Below are 19194 nucleotides of genomic sequence, written 5' to 3' on the forward strand. Positions count from 1 at the left end.
GAGCCGCTTTACTCCGCAAAGGCCCGCAGCGCATCGCCCGTGAGGCGATAACGCACCCACTCATCCTGCGGCAGCGCGCCAATGCTCAGATAGAAATCAATCGCCGGCTGGTTCCAGTCGAGCACGCTCCACTCCAGACGCCCGCACTGACGCTGTACAGCATATTGCGCGATGGTTTTCAGCAGCGCTTTTCCGGCGCCGATCCCGCGATAGTCGGGGGTCACGTACAGATCTTCCATATAGATGCCATTGCGGCCAAGCCAGGTGGAGTAGCTGGTGAAGAACACGGCGTAGCCCACCGCTTTGCCCGCCACTTCGCAGATCAGCGCCTCAGTTTTGCTGCTGCTGGCAAACAGCGTCTCTCTGATCTCCTCTGCCGTCGTCACCACCTCTTCGGGGGCTTTCTCGTAGACCGCGAGTTCATAAATCATGTCGTAAATGGCGGTGGCGTCGTCCGGGGTGGCCTGGCGGATCGTGATGCTCATGGGTCGTCCTGTCTGAATGGTATCAAGGAAAGCAACATTGCTGACCCAGAGCATAAGCGGTATTGTGAAAAGAATTAAGTGCAATGAAATCAGCAAATGATGAATATTATGCATCCAGTCCTGCGCCGGATTGACCTCAACCTGCTGCCGGTCTTTGACGCGGTCTATCGCTCCCGCTCGGTGCGCCTGGCGGCGGAAGAGCTGGCGATGAGCACCTCGGCGCTGAGCCATGCGCTTTCCCGGCTGCGCAGCGCCCTCAACGACCCGCTGTTCTATCGCGAAGGCCACCGGATGTGTCCCAGCGTCTATGCCAGCCAGCTGGCGCCCTCTATCGCTTCGGCGCTGAAATTTCTCAATCAGGAGCTGACGCCGCCGGCGGCGTTTGTGCCGAGCGCCAGCACCGACTGCATGCAGATTGCGATCACCGATTTCACCGCATTCTGCGTCTTTCCGACGCTGATGCACCGCCTGCAGCGGGAGGCGCCCGGGCTGCGGTTTGAGCTTCGTTATCTGCCCCATAGCCCGGCGCTGACCGAGCTGCTGGCGGGCGAGGTCGACCTGGCTCTCGGGTTCAACACCCCTGACGAGCCAGCCCATCCCGATCTTGAGGAGATCAACTGGCTGCGGGACGAATATGTGGTCATCAGTCAGGCTGACCGCACGGCGCTGACCCTGGACGCCTATCTTGCGGCCCGTCATCTGGTGGTAACCCCGTGGAATGAGCGGCAGGGGGTGCTGGACTGCGAGCTGGAGCGGCAGGGCTATTCGCGGCAGGTGGCGATGAAAACCCCCTCGATGCTGAGCGCGCCCTTTATTATTGAGCAGAGCGACCTGTTGATGGCGCTGCCCCGGCGAGCGGCGGAGACGATGGCCCGCGCCGCCCGGCTGACCATTTTCCCGCTGCCGTTTCCGGTTCCGCCGTTTGACGTCAAGATTTACGCCCATAAACGCAGCGGGAAACGCGAGGCCACCCGCTGGCTGATCTCCCTGCTGCAGACGCTGGGGAACGTCGCCGCGGCGCCGGCACCCTGAGGTCACGTCCGGGTTATTAACCTGTCGCCGCTGCGTATCGCGTTAACCGTCCCGGACCGGGCATGTCTTATACCGTCTGGGGCGCAACCGCGTACCCTGGCCTCGGTCACAAAACGGAAAACTCACATTTTCATCTCCACCACCGATGCTGAGGGTACAGAAAGTGTTAAATGATTGTATATAAAAGTAATGTTAATTAGCTAAATGTTATTTATGCGTAAATTGCATCAATGGATGCGTTTATTACGCTTATTTCATACCGGGTTCTGTTTCAGTCTTCAGCAACAGGCGCGCGACAACGCGTGGATAACAAACTGGAGACCTGCATGCATTCGACAACCTCACTGATGAGTACCCGTGATCGGCTCGGCGCCATTCTGCGCGTCACGTCCGGTAACTTTCTCGAACAGTTCGACTTTTTCCTGTTCGGGTTTTATGCCACCTACATCGCACATACCTTTTTTCCGGCCAGCAGTGAATTCGCCTCGCTGATGATGACCTTTGCGGTCTTTGGCGCCGGCTTTCTGATGCGGCCCATCGGCGCCATCGTGCTTGGCGCCTATATCGACAAGGTTGGGCGGCGCAAAGGGCTGATTGTGACCCTGTCGATCATGGCCACCGGCACCTTCCTGATCGTGCTGATCCCCTCTTACCAGACCATTGGCCTGTGGGCGCCGTTGCTGGTGCTGATCGGCCGTCTGCTGCAGGGCTTCTCCGCCGGCGCTGAGCTGGGCGGGGTATCCGTCTATCTGGCCGAGATCGCCACCCCGGGCCGCAAAGGGTTTTACACCAGCTGGCAGTCGGGCAGCCAGCAGGTCGCCATCATGGTGGCGGCCGCGATGGGCTTTGCCCTCAACGCCGTGCTGGAGCAGAGCGCCATCAGCGACTGGGGATGGCGTATTCCGTTCCTTTTCGGCTGCCTGATCGTGCCGTTCATTTTTGTGCTGCGCCGTAAGCTGGAGGAGACCCAGGAGTTTACTGCCCGCCGCCATCACCTGGCGATGCGTCAGGTGTTCGCCACCCTGCTGGCGAACTGGCAGGTGGTCATCGCGGGGATGATGATGGTGGCGATGACCACCACCGCGTTCTACCTGATCACCGTCTATGCGCCGACCTTTGGCAAAAAAGTGCTGATGCTCAGCGCCTCTGACAGCCTGCTGGTCACGCTGCTGGTGGCGATTTCCAACTTCTTCTGGCTACCGGTGGGCGGGGCGCTGTCCGACCGCTTTGGCCGCCGGCCGGTGCTGATTGCCATGACGCTGCTGGCGCTGGCTACTGCCTGGCCTGCGCTGACCATGCTGGCGAACGCGCCGAGCTTTTTGATGATGCTGAGCGTGCTGCTGTGGCTGTCGTTTATCTACGGCATGTACAACGGGGCGATGATCCCGGCGCTGACCGAAATTATGCCCGCCGAAGTGCGCGTGGCAGGCTTCTCGCTGGCCTATAGCCTGGCGACCGCGGTGTTTGGCGGCTTCACGCCGGTGATCTCCACGGCGCTGATCGAATATACCGGTGATAAAGCCTCCCCAGGCTACTGGATGAGCTTTGCCGCCGTCTGCGGTCTGCTGGCCACCTGCTACCTCTATCGCCGCAGCGCCGTCGCGCTGCAGACGGCACGTTAATCAGGGAGAGGATGATGCGTAAAACGACAGGAACCCTGCTGGCCACGCTGCTGCTGGCCGCCACCGGCGGCAGCGCGCTGTCCGCTGAGGTCACCGTGATGATCTCCGGCGGCTTCAAAGCGGCGCTGGAAAAGCTGGCCCCGGCGTGGGAAAAACAAACTGGCAACCATCTCGTGGTGATCCCCGGCCCGTCAATGGGGAAAACGCCGCAGGCGATCCCTAACCGCCTGGCGCGGGGCGAACACGCGGACGTGGTGATTATGGTCGGCGACGCGCTGACCAGCCTCGAGAAAGCGGGCCGAACGCAGCCGGATTCGCGCCGGGAGCTGGCCGACTCGCCCATCGGCGTGGTGGTGAAAGCGGGAGCGCCGCTGCCGGCCATCCGCAGCGCAGACCAGCTGCGGGCGGCGCTGCTGGCTGCCCCGTCGGTCGCGTACTCCGACAGCGCCAGCGGACGCTATGTCAGCTCGACGCTGTTCCACCGCCTGGGCATTGATGAGGCGATGCAGAGCAAAGCGCAGATGGTGGAGCGTATTCCGGTGGCCTCGGAAGTGGCGAAGGGACGTTATGCGATCGGTTTTCAGCAGGTGAGCGAACTGCTGCCGGTGCCCGGCGTAACCTTCGTCGGCGAACTGCCGGATAACCTGCAGTACATCACCCGCTTTGCCGGGGCGGTGACCGTCAGCGCCGACCACCCGCAGGAAGGAAAGGCGCTGCTGACCTATCTGGCCTCACCAGCGGCGCAGGAGACCATCCACGCCACCGGTATGCGAAGCGTGGTCGCCGCTGCGCCGGTCAGCCAGAAGGATACTGTTCAATAATCAGCTTCTCCAGCTCTGCCGCTACGTAGGACTGAATACGGCCGCTGAGGCGGATCAGGCCTACCGTGCGGGTGACCACCGGGTCGGTGAGCGGCACGGCGCGGAGAACGGAATGCTCCCCAGCGGGCATTGACATCGCGGGTACGGCGGCAATGCCGATGCCCGCTTCCACCATCCCCAGCATCGTGGTGACGTGGCGGGTTTCGCAAATGCTTGGCCGCGCCGGCGTCAGATGCGCCAGCTCCCGGTCGAGCAGCGTCCGGTTGCCGGAGACCCGATCGAGGCCAATATAATCCTGTTCAAAATATGCCTGCCAGCTGAGGTGCGTCCTGCCTGCCAGCGGATGATCATGCCGACAGGCGGCGACATAGCGGTCGTCGGCCAGCGGGGTGAATTCGATGCTGGCCGGCAGGTTTTTGGCAAAGCAGAGCCCAAAGTCAGCCTGTCCGCTGCTGACCGCCTCGATCACATTCCCGACGCTGCTGTCAATCAGCCGGATACGCACCTGGGGATAACGCGCCTGAAAGCTGCGGATGATGTCCGGCATAAAGTAGTAGGCGGCAGAGGGTACCGTCGCCACCGTCACCAGCCCGGTGCGCGCCTTGCTGACCTGGCTGATATCCGCCAGCACCGTCTCGACGTGGGCCAGCAGCTGCTCTGAACGTTCGGCAAAATTCTGTCCATACAGCGTAAGGGTCACGCGTCGGGTGGTGCGCTCGAACAGCCGGTTGCCCAAGGCGGTCTCCAGCTTTTCGATGCGCCGGCTGAGGGCCGACTGCGACAGGCAAATGGATTCTGCGGCCAGCCGAAAGCTGCCATACTCCATCAGGGCGCGAAAGGCATAGAGATCGTTGAAGTCAAAATTTACGGGCATGGCGGCGGCATCCTTATCGGCTGTCTGACGCCTCGCCCCGTCCGGTGAGGGGCGATGGCGACGAAAATCGGCTCGGCAGGTGACTGGGCGCGCGGCTGACCGCACGCCGGGTCGTCAAACCTTGAGCAGTTTTACCGTGGCATCGATATCGATTTCGTCTTCCGAGAAGATCAGGGTTGTCCCCTGAAAGGTGGTGATCGCCAGCTTTTTCACCGAGCGCATCTCTCCCGGCTGCACCGTGGATTTTGGCCGGATGCTGTTCATCAGCAGCCCGACCGACAGCACTGCGTTTTCTTTATCCACGCGGGTCTCGACCGGCTCTTCTTCCCGGTAAACCACATAGGACTTAATGGAGGTCAGCTTCAGCCGCTCGCCGGCGATATAGATATATTTGCTCTCCGGAATGACCTTCACCGCGTAGGCCGACAGCCCTTTATTGTTGGTGGTTGGTTCGAAAGTCACCGCCGCGTCTTTCTTGATGAGATCGGGATTGGCGACCTTAATCACATGAAAATACCGGTTTTCGCCGTTTTCATCTTTGATAAATCCAAAACCTTTATCTTTAAACCACGTTGTGATTGTTCCGTTCATCGCCATTACCGTTCTTACTCGTTGGTTAACTCAAATTTTGCAGCGCGCAGTGTAAAGCACATTGCCTGCGCAGACCATGCCTTTACGATAAGTGTGGGTGATAAATGACACCGCCGCGAGGGCGGATCGTGCGCCAGCATCGTACCGGCGGACAAAATGGGGTACTATCGCCAGCCACTCCTTCTTCGGGCCGCCTGATGTCCACCATTATCGATACCTTTGTCGCGCCGCCGTGCCGCGACCAGATCACCCTCTTGTATCAGGATGAACACCTGCTGCTGATCAATAAACCGGCCGGGCTGCTGAGCCTGTCAGGCAAAGATCCGCGCAACCTCGACTCTGTCCATCATCGACTGGTCCAGCGCTTTCCGGGCTGTACCCTGGTACACCGCCTTGACTTCGGCACTTCCGGTCTGATGGTGGTCGCCCGCAACAAGGGGATTAACGCTGCGCTGTGCCAACAGTTCAGCCAGCGCACGGTGGGTAAGGTCTATACGGCGCTGCTGTGCGGCCATCTGCCGGAAGACGAGGGGGTCGTGGAGGCGGCGATCGCCAAAGACCCGGCCCGTTTCCCGCGCATGTCGATCAGTGTCCGGCACGGCAAACCGGCGCGTTCGCGCTACCGGGTTATTGACCGCCTGTACCAGACGCGGGAAGGGGAGAGGGCGCTGGCGCTGACGAGGGTGGCGCTTAGCCCGGAGACCGGGCGCACCCATCAGCTGCGGATCCACTGTCAGCTGCTGGGCTATCCGATCCTTGGCTGCGATCTGTATGGCGGCCGGGAATTGCCGGGCACGGAACAGGCTCCGCGGCTGATGCTGCACGCCAGCGAGCTGCGCTTTGTCCATCCCGTCAGCCGCGAGCCGATGCATATCCAGCAGGCAAGCTCGTTCTGATCGCCTGCCGCCGGAAGCCCGCGATCACCACATCAGGTCGTCGGGCACCTTAAAGTCGGCGTACGGATCGTCTTCATCCTGTTCATCCTGACTCAGGGCGCTGTGCAACACGATGCTGCTGGCATCGCGCTGGGCAATTTTCTCTGCCACGACCGCCGGAATAATCGCATATTCCCCTTCAGGTTTGTTATCCACCGCCAGGCGGGCAATCGCCAGGCGGCCGTTAATCAGCTGGGTTTGGGTGGTCTTGTCGACCATGATTTTTTTGATCAGATTATTATCGGTAAAGTTAAAGCCGATATCGCCCCGGGCGACCGTAATGCGGTTCATCTCAATCAGCTGCTTGACCTGGGCTTTATACTCTTTCGCCAGCACCGCCTGCTTTTGCTGCTCGCTGAGCAGTTTATCGCGCTCCAGCTGGGCTTTTTTATTCTCTTCCACCGCTTCCCGGGCCTCACGGGCCTGCACGCGGGATTTTTTCGCCGTTCTCTGGACTTTGGCCATTTTTTTGCTGCTGACCAGGCCGGCTTTGAGCATCTGCTCTTGTAAGGTAAGTTTTGTCATTTGCGTATCTGAAGCTTAGGAAACATCTGGCCAGTATACCTGCATTGGCGGAAACGACGCCAGACCCGCGGACGTGCTGGGCCGCTGTGGCCAGTAGCGCGAGACTGGCGGGGGATTACTCCCGGGGCTGGAGCTGATAAATCCAGGCGCTGACCTGCTGTCCATCGTCGGTGGTCACCTCAACCGACACCCGATCGTACCCCTCCTCAAACTCGTCCAGCATGGGCCAGTGCGCCGCCAGCCGGTCGGACAGAAACAGATAGCCGTTGACCCGCGGGCCGTTGGCGTCAAGGACGATCCCCGGAAAATCAGCGGCAGCGCCCCAGCCGCGCGCGTAAAAGGTGCCAGTGACGTAGCCCGGACGCCACTCGCCCCCGATCGTCTCCAGAATATGCGCATTGCTGCGACCGGGACAGAGCGTCCCATAGACAAATAACGGTTTCATTGTTCCTCTCGCGATCGTGACTTCACCCGCCCACAGCGGAAACCCAAAATACGGGGTAATGTAGCGCCTGGCAATGGCCGGGTGTTGATCCGCCACCTCAACCGCCAGCAGTACCTTGACGCTCGCTCCGCCCGCTAATTCTCGCGCTGACAGACATCATGATGACTACACATACAGACCTCCGCTATTAAACCAATGGCGACCCGCGCACCCTGGCCGACTTTATTGCGCTGCGTTCAGAAATGAACAAGCTCAACCACCCGGCGCGGCCGAATATTAACTGGCCGTATGCCGAGCAGCTTGCCCGCGGAACACCTCACCGGCTGGGCGGAGGGCATGCGGCAGCTGCAACGGCTCGCCGGTCAGCTCAATGCCCTCGACGAGCAGAAGGGGAAGCACCTGACGGTGAGCGAACTGAAAACGGCGGTGTTTGCCATCATGCAGTCGCTTAACCGCGCCGTTCCGCTGGAAGAGCAATTGCGCGAGCTGGCCGCGCTCCCCGTGGGTCAACCCTGGTCTGCCGCCCGCGGCAGCCTCGCCGAACTGCATTTGCAACAGCCGATCGTGGAGTATGCCCTGCTGAAGCGAAATCAGCCGGCCTCGCCGCCCGCTGCGCTCCCCGAAACCGGTGAGGCCTTGATGAGTGAGGCGGTGAAATAAAATGTGCGCATGGCAACATTTTCTTTACATCATGATTGCAAGAACCGAACGCCCTTCGTAGTCTGAAAATGATTTAAATATACCGTTTGTGTTTATATTGAAAATTTTATTTCGACCTCTGAGGGCATGCTATGAAGCACTGTAAAATCATCCTGTTAGTAGGCCTTCTGGCCAGTTCCGCTTCGGCGTTAGCGGAGAAGATCGGCGTCTCGATGGCTTACTTCGATCAAAACTTTCTCACCATTATCCGTCAGTCCATTGAGAAAGAAGCTCAAGCCCGTCACGTCGATGTGCAGTTCGAAGACGCCCGCGGCGACACCGGACGCCAGGCCGATCAGGTGCAGAGCTTCATCGCCTCCGGCGTGGACGCCATCATCGTGGACCCCGTGGACTCCGCCAGCACCCCGCAGCTGACGAAGATGGCGCAGCAGGCCAGAATGCCGCTGGTGTATGTGAACCGGACGCCGGGGGATAAAACGTTACCGCCTGGCGTGGTGTTTGTCGGATCGGACGAGCGGGAGTCCGGTACATTACAGATGGAAGCGCTGGCGAAGCTGGCAAACTACAAAGGCAACGTCGCCATCATGATCGGCAATCTCACCGATGCCGGCGCGCTGCAGCGCACCAAAGACGTAGAGCAGGTGGTGGCCAAATACCCGGCGATGAAAGTGGTGCAGAAACAGCCGGCCAACTATTCCCGCAGCGAGGGAATGGATCTGATGCAGAACTGGGCAGGTAACGGGGAAGAGATTGATATTGTGGCGGCGAACAACGATGAGATGGCGATTGGCGCGGCGATGGCGCTGGAGAAGAGCCAGAAGAAGTTGCTGATCGGCGGGATCGACGCCACGCCGGATGGGCTAAAAGCGTTGGCCAGCGATAAGATCCAGGTAACAGTCTTCCAGGATGCCGTTGGTCAGGGCAAAACGGCCTTAGCGGTGGCGCTGAAGCTGATTAAAGGAGAAAAAGTCGAGTCCCATGTCTGGATCCCGTTTGAGTTAGTGACCAAAGAAAATATGCAGACCTATGTGGAAAAGAGTCATTAACGGCAAGGCGGAAGTGTTCGAACTTTGCTGATAAAACCGGGCTGAGAATGTGTCGCCCGGGCAATGAAACCGGAGGATAAGACATGGCAATGGCAAAAAGCGGTTATACGCTGCAAGTGATAAAGGCAGGGCAGCAGGGGCATGTTGAAATGAGGTGGGGGCATCTCGCGGAAGTCGATACACGCGCGGCGGCGGCGACCATCGCGCAGCATATCGGGCGACCCTCGTCTGCGGCGGATCCGCAGGAGATTAGCCTGTCGCTGACCAATGCTTCCAGCGGCATCTCGGTGGAGCTTCATCACCCGGCCTCAGGGGAAAGCGCCACCCCGGCTTTTATTGAGGACGAGTTAAAAAAGATTGTGCAGATCGTTGATGGCTACGAAGCGGCAGAAGAGACCCATATCGTGGAGTAGCGCGCCGCCTGGCGCACGAAAAAAAATCCACGCCGGAGCGTGGATTTTTTATTACTCGATGGCGGCAGAAACGCCAGCCAGCGGGATCAGACGTTGAACAGGAAGTTCATCACATCGCCATCTTTGACGATGTAGTCTTTACCTTCAGCGCGCATTTTACCGGCTTCTTTCGCGCCCTGTTCGCCTTTGTAGGCGATAAAGTCTTCATAAGCGATGGTCTGCGCGCGGATAAAGCCTTTCTCGAAGTCGGTGTGGATCTTACCGGCTGCCTGCGGCGCGGTCGCCCCTACCGGGATGGTCCATGCGCGCACTTCTTTCACCCCAGCGGTGAAGTAGGTCTGCAGGTTCAGCAGGGCGTAACCAGCGCGGATCACGCGGTTCAGACCCGGCTCTTCGAGGCCCAGCTCAGCCATAAACTCGTCACGTTCTTCATCGTCCAGCTCGGCGATGTCCGCTTCAACCGCGGCGCACACCGGCACCACCACAGACCCTTCCTGCTCGGCGATGGCGCGAACCTGATCGAGGTACGGGTTGTTCTCGAAACCGTCTTCATTGACGTTCGCGATGTACATGGTCGGCTTCAGGGTCAGGAAGCTCAGATAGCGGATGGCGTCTTTCTCTTCTTTGGTCAGATCCAGCGCGCGCAGCATACCGGCGTTTTCCAGCTGCGGCAGGCATTTCTCCAGCGCGGCCAGCTCAACTTTCGCGTCTTTATCGCCGCCTTTGGCTTTTTTGGAGACGCGGTGAATCGCGCGTTCGCAGGTATCAAGGTCAGACAGCGCCAGTTCGGTGTTGATAACGTCGATATCTTCCGCCGGGTTCACTTTCCCCGCGACGTGAATGATATTGTCGTTTTCGAAGCAGCGAACCACGTGACCGATAGCTTCGGTTTCGCGGATGTTGGTCAGAAACTGGTTGCCGAGACCTTCGCCTTTGGACGCGCCTTTAACCAGGCCCGCGATATCAACGAACTCCATGGTGGTCGGCAGGATACGCTGCGGTTTGACGATTTCAGCCAGCTTGTCCAGACGCGGATCGGGCATCGGTACGACACCGGTGTTCGGCTCAATGGTACAGAAGGGGAAGTTGGCCGCTTCAATACCCGCTTTGGTGAGCGCATTGAACAGGGTGGATTTGCCGACGTTGGGCAAACCGACGATACCGCATTTGAATCCCATGATTTAAATCACCTTAATCTTTGGATAATCAATCTGTTACAAGGAACAGATTGCAGAAAATTGAATAGCTTTGCCTATTATACACGGTGCGCGGCAAAAATGCCGCACGACAACGGCTTATTGCGCCTTAAAGGCGTGTAAACGGTTGGTCGCTTTGGTGAGACCATCCTTTAACCAGATTTCCGTACAGCGCGCCGCTTCGTCGACGGCATCATCAATCAGTTTCTGCTCGCTGGCCGGCGGTTTGCCGAGCACAAAGCCGACAACCTTGTTTTTATCGCCCGGATGGCCGATCCCGACGCGTAAGCGGTGAAAGTTCGGGTTATTGCCGAGCTTGCTGATGATGTCCTTCAGGCCGTTGTGGCCGCCATGGCCGCCGCCAAGCTTAAATTTCGCCACGCCCGGCGGCAAATCCAGCTCATCATGGGCAACCAGAATTTCGTCCGGGTTGATGCGATAAAAGGTTGCCATCGCGGACACGGCTTTACCGCTAAGGTTCATAAAGGTGGTGGGCACCAGCAGGCGAACATCCTCGCCCGCCAGGTTGATGCGCGAGGTGTAGCCGAAGAATTTGCTCTCTTCGCGCAGCGGCGCGCGATGGCGATCCGCCAGTAAATCCACATACCAGGCGCCAGCGTTGTGCCGGGTGGCGGCATATTCCGCACCGGGGTTGGCCAGGCCGACAATCAGTTTAATGGTCACGTTTTCTATCCTGCATGGGGCATTCTCTGCCGCGTAGTGTACTGTCTGCGGGCGCGCTTGACAAAATTCTGGCTATAAGACAATACCAGTGTTGATGATTTACTCACTAAATCATTAGAATTTGATATGGTTCATAGACTTATTTGTAAATTTTTGTCTATTCGCTGTTCACTAATGTGATCGTGGGCGCACTCCGCAGAAGAGACCTTGTCTATACTACACCTATAAGATTTGGGGACATTCCCTGGCAACCCAAAGTCCGGAGGTGACACATGAAACGCAAAAACGCTTCGTTACTCGGTAACGTACTCATGGGGTTAGGGTTGGTGGTGATGGTTGTGGGGGTGGGTTACTCCATTCTGAACCAGCTTCCGCAGCTTAACCTGCCACAATTCTTTGCGCATGGCGCTATCTTAAGCATCTTCGTCGGTGCTGTGCTCTGGCTGGCCGGAGCCCGTATTGGCGGCCACGAGCAGGTCAGCGACCGCTACTGGTGGGTGCGCCACTACGATAAACGCTGCCGTCGTAACCAGCATCGTCACAGCTAACCGCAACCGCATTTTCCGCATCGGCCTTCCGCGGCCGATGCGTTTTCTCTGTCTCTCGTTATCGCTTCTTCTTTTTCCCGCCATATGACGACCCCCATTCCGACCTGAGCTTCGTGATGCTATGGTTGCCGCCAAAAGTGAATATTAAGCGCGTTTTATGCTTGACCCTGACGTTACGTCAGGCAGCAGAGTAGCGGACCTGGCCACAGAGAGGAGCAGTCATGTTAATTCAGGTGGGAGAGCTGGCGAAGCGCGCCGGACTGACGGTGCGTACGCTGCATCATTATGAACAGACGGGGCTGTTAACGCCTTCGGCCAGAAGCGAGGCGGGCTATCGGCTCTATAACCTGTCAGCGGTTCAGCGCCTGCATATGATAAAGGCGCTGGCGCAGACCGGGCTGACGCTCGCCACCATCAAGGACTATCTCGATCGGCAAACGCTGTCGCTGCCTGAGCTGCTGACGCAGCAGATAGAGACGCTGAATGACCAACTGCGTGATGTCGCCAGGCTGCGCGACCGGCTGTTGGCGCTGCGCGAGGCGCTGGCGAGCGGCAATGAACCCGATCTGGAGTCCTGGCTACAGACGCTGGAGTTAATGAAAATGTACGATCGTTGGTTTAGTCAACAGGAGTTAGCCGCGCTGCCGTTTGCGGCACAGGATGAACAGCGCGCCCAGGCGTGGCACGAGCTAACGGAGGAGGTGCAGACGCTGATGGCGAGCGGCTGCCCGACGGACAGTCCGCAGGCGATGAGTCTGGCGACGCGCTGGATGGAGCGCCTGGAGCAGGATACAGCAGGGCGCCCGGAGTTTCTGACCCGCCTGAACGCGATGCATGCCGCCGAGCCGCAAATGGTTGAACAGACCGGCGTCACCCCGGCCATCATCGCCTTTATCACCGAGGCCTTTGCCGAAAGCAAACTGGCCATCTGGGCGCGGTATCTCGACGACGAGGAGATGGCGTTCACCCGCCGGCACTATTTCGACCGGCTACAAGAGTGGCCTGCGCTGGTGGCGAAGCTGCATCAGGCGTGCCGGGAGGGCATAGCGCCGGATTCAGCGTCGGGTCAGGCGCTGGCCCGGGCGTGGCTTGAGCTGTTTCAGTCCTACGCCGGTACCCGGCCGCAGACGTTGCAGAAGTTTCGTCGGGCAATGGAGCAGGAGCCGCATTTGATTAAGGGCACCTGGATGACGCCGGCGGTGCTGAGCTGGCTACAACAGGCGACGGGGGCGTTGATGCGGCAGGCGCAGGGGCCTGCCGCCGGGTGATCACAGGTCAGCCAGCGCGGCCTGACGATCGGGGTAGAAGCTCAGGCGGCCTGGCAGCGGCTTGACGCCGGCGCGCGCTAACGTGCGTAGCGGCTGAAACTCGAGGTTAGATACGCGCAATTCACAGCCTTCCGGCAGCTTGTTCACAAAGCGCTGGAAGGCATCCAGACCGCCGGCGTCGAGAACCGGCACCGCGTCCCACTTCAGCACCACGATGCGCTTGCCGGCGATCCGGGTCTCCAGATCGTTGAATAAACCTTCGGCGGCGGCAAAGAATAGCGGACCGATCACCCTCAGCACCAGCACATCGTCTGGCACTTCGACGTTGACCGGCGCCAGATGCGTCATGCGCGCGATACGGCGCATAAACAACAGCGAAGCCAGCACGATCCCGACGCTGATGGCGATCACCATATCAAACAGCACCGTCAGCGACATGCACATCAGCATCACCACGATGTCGTCCTTCGGCGCGTGGCGCAGCAGATTGATGACTTTATGCGCCTCACTCATGTTCCATGCCACCATCAGTAGCAGGGCGGCCATCGCCGACAGCGGCAGCCAGGAGAGCAGCGGGGCGAGGATCAGCAGCGCCATGATCACCAGCAGGGCGTGGATCACGGCGGCAACCGGCGATGTGGCGCCGGCGCGCACGTTCGCCGCCGAGCGGGCAATCGCTGCGGTGGCGGTGATCCCGCCGAAGAACGGCGCAACGATGTTGCCCAGCCCCTGGCCAATCAGCTCGCTGTTGGCTTTATGCTTGGTACCGGTCATACCGTCGAGCACCACCGCGCACAGCAGAGATTCAATCGCGCCGAGCATCGCCATGGAGAAGGCGGCAGGCAGCAGCGCCTGCAGCGAAGCCCAGCTCAGGGTAAAGCTGGAGCCCGGCATATCCCAGGGCAGCACCAGCTGCGGCAGCAGCTGCGGAATGCCGTTGCCCTGAGTGCCGTCCGCCAGCTGATAGTGAAACTGCGAGCCGATCGTCGCCACATCGCCGCCGAGCAAGTTGACTACCAGCATCACCGCGCAGCCGGCCAGCAGCGCGGGGAGGTGGCCCGGCAGGCGGATACCCAGCCGCGGCCAGAAGATCAGGGTGCCGAGGGTGACGACGCCGATGGCGGCGTCCCCGACGTTAATGGTCGGCAGGGCCATCGCCAGCGCGGCCACTTTCTGCAGATAATGCTCCGGCACATGGGGCATCTGCAGGCCGAGAAAATCCTTAATCTGCATGGTACCGATAGTGATACCGATCCCGGATGTGAAGCCGAGGGTGACCGACAGCGGGATATATTCGATCAGGCGGCCAAAGCGCGCCAGGCCGAAAAGGATTAAAAAGATCCCCGACATCAGCGTCGCCACCAGCAGCCCCGCCAGGCCGAACTGCTGGGAAACCGGATAGAGGATCACCACAAAGGCGGCGGTCGGGCCGGAAACGCTAAAGCGCGACCCGCCGGTTAAGGCGATCACAATCCCTGCCACCGCTGAGGTATAGAGGCCGTACTGCGGCGGCACACCGCTGCCAATCGCCAGCGCCATCGCCAGCGGAATCGCAATGATCCCGACGGTGATCCCGGCGATCAGGTCACGCGTGAAGCGGGCGGTGGTGTACTGTTCTTTCCAACAAGCGTCGATGAGGGCGCGGAAAGGCATCACATGTGAGGAAAATAATCTGTTCACAATAATGTTTCATCCATGAGCGCATCATCTGTCAACTAAATGGCAGGTGAAGGAGGCATTGATCATTTCCACGTCATCCTTCGGGATGCCTCTGTGTTGGCTGCGTTCATTTACCCCGGTCACGTACTGCCTGTACGCTCCCGGGGATTCATTCACTTGCCGCCTTGATGCATGCCGAATGATGTTGTGGAAGAATTAAAAATGCAGAGACAAAAAAACCCGCCGCAGCGGGTTTTTGTGCTCGGCTCGATTAATGTTCGAACATAGCAGAGATTGATTCTTCATTGCTGATACGGCGAATAGCTTCAGCCAGCATACCGGAGAGCGTCAGAGTACGCACTTTATCCAGCGCTTTAATTTCTGGTGCCAGCGGAATGGTATCGCAGACGACAAATTCATCGATCACAGAGTTTTTGATGTTCTGGATTGCGTTGCCGGAGAAGATTGGGTGCGTCGCGTAAGCGAATACGCGTTTCGCGCCGCGCTCTTTCAGCGCTTCTGCCGCTTTACACAGGGTGCCGCCGGTGTCGATCATATCGTCGACCATCACGCAGTCACGACCAGCGACGTCGCCGATGATATGCATCACCTGGGAGACGTTGGCGCGCGGACGACGCTTGTCGATGATGGCCATATCGGTATCGTTCAGCAGTTTAGCGATAGCGCGAGCACGAACTACGCCGCCGATGTCTGGAGAAACCACGATCGGGTTGTCCAGGTTCAGCTGCAGCATATCTTCCAGCAGGATTGGGCTGCCGAACACGTTATCAACTGGCACATCGAAGAAGCCCTGGATCTGTTCTGCGTGCAGGTCAACGGTCAGCACGCGGTCAACGCCGACGCTGGACAGGAAATCCGCCACCACTTTCGCGGTGATTGGCACACGAGCAGAACGAACACGACGGTCCTGACGAGCATAACCGAAGTAAGGGATAACGGCGGTGATACGACCTGCCGAAGCACGACGCAGAGCATCAACCATAACAACCAGTTCCATCAGGTTGTCATTGGTGGGAGCACAAGTGGACTGGATGATGAAAATATCACCACCGCGTACGTTTTCATTGATTTGTACGCTGACTTCGCCGTCGCTAAAACGACCTACAGCGGCGTCGCCAAGAGAAGTGTACAGGCGGTTGGCAATACGTTGTGCTAGTTCCGGGGTGGCGTTACCAGCAAAAAGCTTCATATCAGGCACGAGAAGAACCTCAGGCATGCGTCCAGTGGTGGATGAATGGGCCAATAATGTGCGGGCTGGCGCCATTCGATCCAGTCGGTGTATTTAAAGAGCACGATGCAACGTCTGGAACAGGGTGACGTTGTCACCGTAACTCAATTTCCCCGGCTGACTCATGATCGTTGCGCCATCACAGCGCAGGAATCAGAGCAGGGCCTGCTTGAGCGGCGAGAGATTGACTCCGCGCGCCACAAAGCCATTTAGCCATGCCGGGGCAGTGTCCAGCACCTGACGGGCAGCGGATTCGGTGTTAAATTCAGCAAACACACAGGCCCCTGTGCCGGTCAGGCGTGACGGCGCATATTCTAACAGCCAGGAAAGCGCGGCATCAACCTCGCGAAAACGTTTTCTTGCGATAAGCTCGCAATCGTTGCTGAATTCACAATTTAATAACGTATTAATTGACCGGCGCGGGGTATTTCGTGGTAGCTCCGGGTCGCGAAAAATGATCGGCGTCGGAATACTGACGCCTGGATGAGCCACCAGGTACCATTTTTCCTCGGGGTCCACCGGCGTGAGAATTTCACCCACTCCCTCGGCAAAGGCGGCATGGCCGCGCACGAAGACCGGCACATCGGCCCCCAGCTGCAGGCCAAGGGTCGCCAGCTCATCTTCCGAAAGCCCGCAGCCCCAGAGATGGTTAAGCGCCACCAGCACGGTGGCGGCATTGGACGAGCCGCCACCCAGGCCGCCGCCCATCGGCAGGCGTTTATCGATACTGATATCAGCGCCGCTGCCCGTCGGCAGGCGGCCGCTTTCGCCGGCGGCGCGCATCAACAGACGCGCGGCGCGAATAATCAGATTTTCTTCATCCGGTACACCGGCCACCGGCGTCAGCAGACGCAGTTCGCCGTCAGCGCGCGGTTCGATGGCCAGCGTATCGCCATAGTCGAGGAACTGAAACAGCGTCTGCAGGGTGTGGTAACCGTCGGCCCGCTGGCCGGTGATATATAAGAACAGATTCAGTTTTGCAGGTGAGGGCCAGCGGCTCATCATTTCACGATCCAGTTATCCATCTTCAGCTTGATGCGCTGGGCGCCATTGTTTAGCTCGACATTAGACGGCAGGGCTGGCTGGGTATCGGTGGTGTAGCCGCCGTAGGTGACGTGCCAGGTTTTGCCGTTTTGCGTGTAGTTCAGTTCGCGCAGACGGTACCGATCGTCCAGCGAATAGTCGGTGGCGTCACCCGGCAGGCCGATGATCCACTGGCGCAGGCTGTTCAGCGGGATCGGCATCCCGGTCAGGCGGCCAATCATCTCTTCGGCATCGGTGGCGGTATAGGTCTGGCCTTTGTTGTCGATCAGCTGCACGCTGCCCGGCTGCGCTGTCAGCGACAGCTCGGTGCTGCCCAGCGGGTTAGTTAGCAGCAGGCGATAGCGGTCCTGACCGGTTTGCTGCCAGAAGAAGCGGGCATAGACTTTTTGCTCGTCGGAGAGATAGGCAAACGCCCCGCGGGTCTGGAACTGGTTGAGGCTGCGAACAGCCTGCTGGTGCTGGCGCCACTGCGGCGAATCCGGGCTTTTGCCAGGCCCCTGGGGGGTATGAACAGAACAAGCGGTCAGGACGAGGCTGGCCAGCGGCAGCAGGCGGAACAGTCGATTCATAATGATGACAAATCCTTGATGTCTACAGTGAAATCCGGCGGCAGGGGAACAGCGGGCCGATTTGTGTAGCAGGTTACATTTATAACCCTTAATGCTAGCGTCGCCGGGCGATAGCGTCTACGTTCAAGTTGTCTGAAATCAAAAAATTAACCTTAATGGCGGTCTTGCTTTGGCTATTACTCCAAAAGGGGAGCCTCTCTTTTATTGATTACGCGCATCCTGTATGATGCACTCAGACTAACCTTAGCAACGCTGGTACTACTCCCTCACAATGACCCTTTTAGCTCTTGGCATCAATCACAAAACAGCTCCGGTCGCCCTGCGAGAACGCGTCACGTTTTCGCCGGAAACGCTCGATAAGGCGCTGGAGAGCTTGCTGGCACAGCCGATGGTGCAGGGTGGAGTGGTGCTGTCGACCTGCAATCGCACGGAACTCTATCTCAGCGTCGAAGAGCAGGATAACCTGCAGGAAGCGCTGATCCGCTGGCTGTGCAATTACCACGGCCTCAATGAAGAAGACCTGCGTAAAAGCCTCTACTGGCACCAGGATAACGACGCCGTCAGCCATCTGATGCGCGTCGCCAGCGGCCTTGATTCGCTGGTGCTGGGCGAACCGCAGATCCTCGGTCAGGTGAAAAAAGCCTTCGCCGATTCCAGCCGCGGCCACCTCAACGTGAGCGAACTGGAGCGGATGTTCCAGAAATCGTTCTCGGTGGCCAAGCGCGTGCGTACCGAAACCGATATCGGCGCCAGCGCCGTTTCCGTCGCCTTCGCCGCCTGTACCCTGGCGCGGCAAATCTTTGAATCCTTGTCGAGCGTGACGGTGCTGCTGGTCGGCGCCGGTGAAACCATCGAACTGGTGGCGCGTCATCTTCGCGAACATCACGTGCGCAAAATGGTGATCGCCAACCGCACTCGTGAACGCGCCCAGGCGCTAGCGGAAGAAGTGGGCGCCGAGGTGATTGCCCTTAGCGATATCGACGAACGGCTGAAAGAGGCCGACATCATTATCAGCTCCACCGCTAGTCCGCTGCCGATCATCGGCAAAGGCATGGTGGAGCGCGCGCTCAAGGCGCGGCGTAACCAGCCGATGCTGCTGGTGGATATCGCCGTCCCGCGCGACGTCGAACCGGAGGTCGGTAAACTGGCTAACGCCTACCTCTACAGCGTCGACGATCTGCAAAACATCATTCAGCATAACCTGGCGCAGCGTAAGGCCGCGGCGGTGCAGGCGGAATCGATCGTCGAGCAGGAGACCAGCGAATTTATGGCCTGGCTGCGCGCGCAGAGCGCCAGCGAGACCATTCGTGAGTACCGTTCGCAGTCTGAGCAGGTCCGTGAGGAGCTGACGGCGAAGGCGCTGGCCGCGCTGGAGCAGGGCGGCGATGCCCAGGAAATTATGCAGGATCTGGCGCGTAAGCTCACCAACCGCCTGATCCATGCGCCAACCAAATCTCTTCAGCAGGCCGCCCGTGACGGGGACGACGAACGCCTGCATATTCTGCGCAACAGCCTCGGGCTGGAATAG

20 protein-coding genes and 1 pseudogene are annotated in these 19194 nt (G+C 59.1%); 10 read left to right on the top strand and 11 right to left on the bottom strand.

Going from position 1 to position 19194, the window contains the following annotated elements; all coding sequences use genetic code 11:
- Positions 1-8: 8 nt before the first annotated feature.
- The gene (locus tag ABLU50_RS25605) at positions 9-485 is read right to left on the bottom strand and encodes a GNAT family N-acetyltransferase (protein ID WP_032456282.1); all 477 of its coding nucleotides are present in this window, start codon (positions 483-485) and stop codon (positions 9-11) included.
- A 99-nt stretch (positions 486-584) separates the two neighbouring features.
- On the opposite strand from ABLU50_RS25605, the gene ABLU50_RS25610 reads away from it, so the two are divergent.
- The 3 genes from ABLU50_RS25610 to ABLU50_RS25620 all read left to right on the top strand — a co-directional run bounded on the left by ABLU50_RS25610 (position 585) and on the right by ABLU50_RS25620 (position 3960).
- Positions 585-1517 (top strand): LysR family transcriptional regulator, encoded by a 933-nt coding sequence (locus ABLU50_RS25610; RefSeq protein ID WP_087832218.1) that lies wholly within the window; start codon positions 585-587, stop codon positions 1515-1517.
- A gap of 326 nt (positions 1518-1843) precedes the next feature.
- Positions 1844-3139, top strand: a complete 1296-nt coding sequence (locus ABLU50_RS25615; RefSeq protein ID WP_023318579.1) for an MFS transporter — start codon at positions 1844-1846, stop codon at positions 3137-3139.
- A gap of 11 nt (positions 3140-3150) precedes the next feature.
- Positions 3151-3960, top strand: coding sequence for a substrate-binding domain-containing protein (locus ABLU50_RS25620; protein WP_176391512.1), 810 nt, complete (start codon positions 3151-3153; stop codon positions 3958-3960).
- On the opposite strand, the gene ABLU50_RS25625 is transcribed toward ABLU50_RS25620, so the two are convergent.
- Together ABLU50_RS25625 and ABLU50_RS25630 are read right to left on the bottom strand one after the other, a co-directional pair.
- Complete coding sequence (locus tag ABLU50_RS25625; RefSeq protein ID WP_017899856.1) at positions 3935-4834, bottom strand: LysR family transcriptional regulator; 900 nt, start codon at positions 4832-4834, stop codon at positions 3935-3937. The two genes, ABLU50_RS25620 and ABLU50_RS25625, sit on opposite strands and share 26 nt — an antisense overlap.
- A gap of 114 nt (positions 4835-4948) precedes the next feature.
- Complete coding sequence (locus tag ABLU50_RS25630) at positions 4949-5431, bottom strand: cold shock domain-containing protein (RefSeq protein WP_004203243.1); 483 nt, start codon at positions 5429-5431, stop codon at positions 4949-4951.
- A 191-nt stretch (positions 5432-5622) separates the two neighbouring features.
- On the opposite strand from ABLU50_RS25630, the gene ABLU50_RS25635 reads away from it, so the two are divergent.
- Complete coding sequence (locus ABLU50_RS25635; protein ID WP_087832193.1) at positions 5623-6321, top strand: RluA family pseudouridine synthase; 699 nt, start codon at positions 5623-5625, stop codon at positions 6319-6321.
- A 24-nt stretch (positions 6322-6345) separates the two neighbouring features.
- Here ABLU50_RS25635 and ABLU50_RS25640 read toward each other — a convergent pair whose 3' ends face one another.
- Entirely contained in the window at positions 6346-6885 is a 540-nt protein-coding gene (locus tag ABLU50_RS25640; protein WP_017899854.1) for a DUF2058 domain-containing protein, read from the bottom strand.
- A 115-nt stretch (positions 6886-7000) separates the two neighbouring features.
- On the bottom strand, positions 7001-7330 hold the full coding sequence (locus tag ABLU50_RS25645) for a gamma-glutamylcyclotransferase family protein (RefSeq protein WP_004203231.1): 330 nt from the start codon (positions 7328-7330) through the stop codon (positions 7001-7003).
- Between the two features lie 300 nt (positions 7331-7630).
- Here ABLU50_RS25645 and ABLU50_RS25650 point away from each other — a divergent pair.
- From ABLU50_RS25650 to ABLU50_RS25660, 3 genes and pseudogenes are all read left to right on the top strand, one after another.
- Positions 7631-7990: pseudogene (locus ABLU50_RS25650) on the top strand (VasL domain-containing protein); the annotation flags it as partial.
- 131 nt (positions 7991-8121) lie between these two features.
- Positions 8122-9036 carry a sugar ABC transporter substrate-binding protein gene (locus ABLU50_RS25655; protein WP_017899852.1) on the top strand — a complete coding sequence of 305 codons (915 nt, stop codon included), beginning with the start codon at positions 8122-8124 and terminating at the stop codon, positions 9034-9036.
- Positions 9037-9119: 83 nt separating this feature from the next.
- Positions 9120-9449: a DUF1869 domain-containing protein gene (locus ABLU50_RS25660; RefSeq protein WP_087832195.1), complete on the top strand. Its 330-nt coding sequence runs from the start codon at positions 9120-9122 to the stop codon at positions 9447-9449.
- An 86-nt stretch (positions 9450-9535) separates the two neighbouring features.
- Here ABLU50_RS25660 and ychF read toward each other — a convergent pair whose 3' ends face one another.
- Both ychF and pth read right to left on the bottom strand, forming a co-directional pair.
- On the bottom strand, positions 9536-10627 hold the full coding sequence (gene ychF / locus ABLU50_RS25665) for a redox-regulated ATPase YchF (RefSeq protein WP_004203224.1): 1092 nt from the start codon (positions 10625-10627) through the stop codon (positions 9536-9538).
- 117 nt (positions 10628-10744) lie between these two features.
- The gene (pth, locus tag ABLU50_RS25670) at positions 10745-11329 is read right to left on the bottom strand and encodes an aminoacyl-tRNA hydrolase (protein WP_060656035.1); all 585 of its coding nucleotides are present in this window, start codon (positions 11327-11329) and stop codon (positions 10745-10747) included.
- A 272-nt stretch (positions 11330-11601) separates the two neighbouring features.
- On the opposite strand from pth, the gene ychH reads away from it, so the two are divergent.
- Together ychH and ABLU50_RS25680 are read left to right on the top strand one after the other, a co-directional pair.
- Complete coding sequence (gene ychH, locus ABLU50_RS25675; RefSeq protein WP_002910437.1) at positions 11602-11877, top strand: stress-induced protein YchH; 276 nt, start codon at positions 11602-11604, stop codon at positions 11875-11877.
- 221 nt (positions 11878-12098) lie between these two features.
- On the top strand, positions 12099-13145 hold the full coding sequence (locus ABLU50_RS25680) for a MerR family transcriptional regulator (protein WP_087832196.1): 1047 nt from the start codon (positions 12099-12101) through the stop codon (positions 13143-13145).
- On the opposite strand, the gene dauA is transcribed toward ABLU50_RS25680, so the two are convergent.
- From dauA to lolB, 4 genes are all read right to left on the bottom strand, one after another.
- A complete protein-coding gene (gene dauA, locus ABLU50_RS25685) occupies positions 13146-14825 on the bottom strand; it encodes a C4-dicarboxylic acid transporter DauA (protein WP_004203219.1) in 1680 nt (559 codons plus the stop codon).
- Positions 14826-15075: 250 nt separating this feature from the next.
- Complete coding sequence (gene prs / locus ABLU50_RS25690; protein WP_002910407.1) at positions 15076-16023, bottom strand: ribose-phosphate diphosphokinase; 948 nt, start codon at positions 16021-16023, stop codon at positions 15076-15078.
- A 183-nt stretch (positions 16024-16206) separates the two neighbouring features.
- Positions 16207-17055 (bottom strand): 4-(cytidine 5'-diphospho)-2-C-methyl-D-erythritol kinase, encoded by an 849-nt coding sequence (gene ispE, locus ABLU50_RS25695; RefSeq protein ID WP_176391515.1) that lies wholly within the window; start codon positions 17053-17055, stop codon positions 16207-16209.
- Entirely contained in the window at positions 17055-17666 is a 612-nt protein-coding gene (lolB, locus tag ABLU50_RS25700) for a lipoprotein insertase outer membrane protein LolB (RefSeq protein ID WP_004203216.1), read from the bottom strand. Before lolB ends, ispE begins: the two co-directional genes overlap by 1 nt.
- A 271-nt stretch (positions 17667-17937) precedes the next feature.
- Between lolB and hemA the strand changes: the two genes are divergently transcribed.
- Positions 17938-19194: a glutamyl-tRNA reductase gene (gene hemA, locus ABLU50_RS25705; RefSeq protein WP_002910404.1), complete on the top strand. Its 1257-nt coding sequence runs from the start codon at positions 17938-17940 to the stop codon at positions 19192-19194.

It is taken from the genome of Klebsiella sp. GG_Kp173, assembly GCF_040062415.1.
Taxonomy (GTDB): domain Bacteria; phylum Pseudomonadota; class Gammaproteobacteria; order Enterobacterales; family Enterobacteriaceae; genus Klebsiella; species Klebsiella quasipneumoniae.

Excerpts from the sequence above, each read along its gene's own strand:
- ABLU50_RS25605 (WP_032456282.1), bottom strand. The coding sequence starts at position 485 with ATGAGCATCACGATCCGCCAGGCCACCCCGGACGACGCCACCGCCATT.
- ABLU50_RS25610 (WP_087832218.1), top strand. The coding sequence starts at position 585 with ATGAATATTATGCATCCAGTCCTGCGCCGGATTGACCTCAACCTGCTG.
- ABLU50_RS25615 (WP_023318579.1), top strand. The coding sequence starts at position 1,844 with ATGCATTCGACAACCTCACTGATGAGTACCCGTGATCGGCTCGGCGCC.
- ABLU50_RS25620 (WP_176391512.1), top strand. The coding sequence starts at position 3,151 with ATGATGCGTAAAACGACAGGAACCCTGCTGGCCACGCTGCTGCTGGCC.
- ABLU50_RS25625 (WP_017899856.1), bottom strand. The coding sequence starts at position 4,834 with ATGCCCGTAAATTTTGACTTCAACGATCTCTATGCCTTTCGCGCCCTG.
- ABLU50_RS25630 (WP_004203243.1), bottom strand. The coding sequence starts at position 5,431 with ATGGCGATGAACGGAACAATCACAACGTGGTTTAAAGATAAAGGTTTT.
- ABLU50_RS25635 (WP_087832193.1), top strand. The coding sequence starts at position 5,623 with ATGTCCACCATTATCGATACCTTTGTCGCGCCGCCGTGCCGCGACCAG.
- ABLU50_RS25640 (WP_017899854.1), bottom strand. The coding sequence starts at position 6,885 with ATGACAAAACTTACCTTACAAGAGCAGATGCTCAAAGCCGGCCTGGTC.
- ABLU50_RS25645 (WP_004203231.1), bottom strand. The coding sequence starts at position 7,330 with ATGAAACCGTTATTTGTCTATGGGACGCTCTGTCCCGGTCGCAGCAAT.
- ABLU50_RS25655 (WP_017899852.1), top strand. The coding sequence starts at position 8,122 with ATGAAGCACTGTAAAATCATCCTGTTAGTAGGCCTTCTGGCCAGTTCC.
- ABLU50_RS25660 (WP_087832195.1), top strand. The coding sequence starts at position 9,120 with ATGGCAATGGCAAAAAGCGGTTATACGCTGCAAGTGATAAAGGCAGGG.
- ychF (WP_004203224.1), bottom strand. The coding sequence starts at position 10,627 with ATGGGATTCAAATGCGGTATCGTCGGTTTGCCCAACGTCGGCAAATCC.
- ychH (WP_002910437.1), top strand. The coding sequence starts at position 11,602 with ATGAAACGCAAAAACGCTTCGTTACTCGGTAACGTACTCATGGGGTTA.
- ABLU50_RS25680 (WP_087832196.1), top strand. The coding sequence starts at position 12,099 with ATGTTAATTCAGGTGGGAGAGCTGGCGAAGCGCGCCGGACTGACGGTG.
- ispE (WP_176391515.1), bottom strand. The coding sequence starts at position 17,055 with ATGAGCCGCTGGCCCTCACCTGCAAAACTGAATCTGTTCTTATATATC.
- lolB (WP_004203216.1), bottom strand. The coding sequence starts at position 17,666 with ATGAATCGACTGTTCCGCCTGCTGCCGCTGGCCAGCCTCGTCCTGACC.
- hemA (WP_002910404.1), top strand. The coding sequence starts at position 17,938 with ATGACCCTTTTAGCTCTTGGCATCAATCACAAAACAGCTCCGGTCGCC.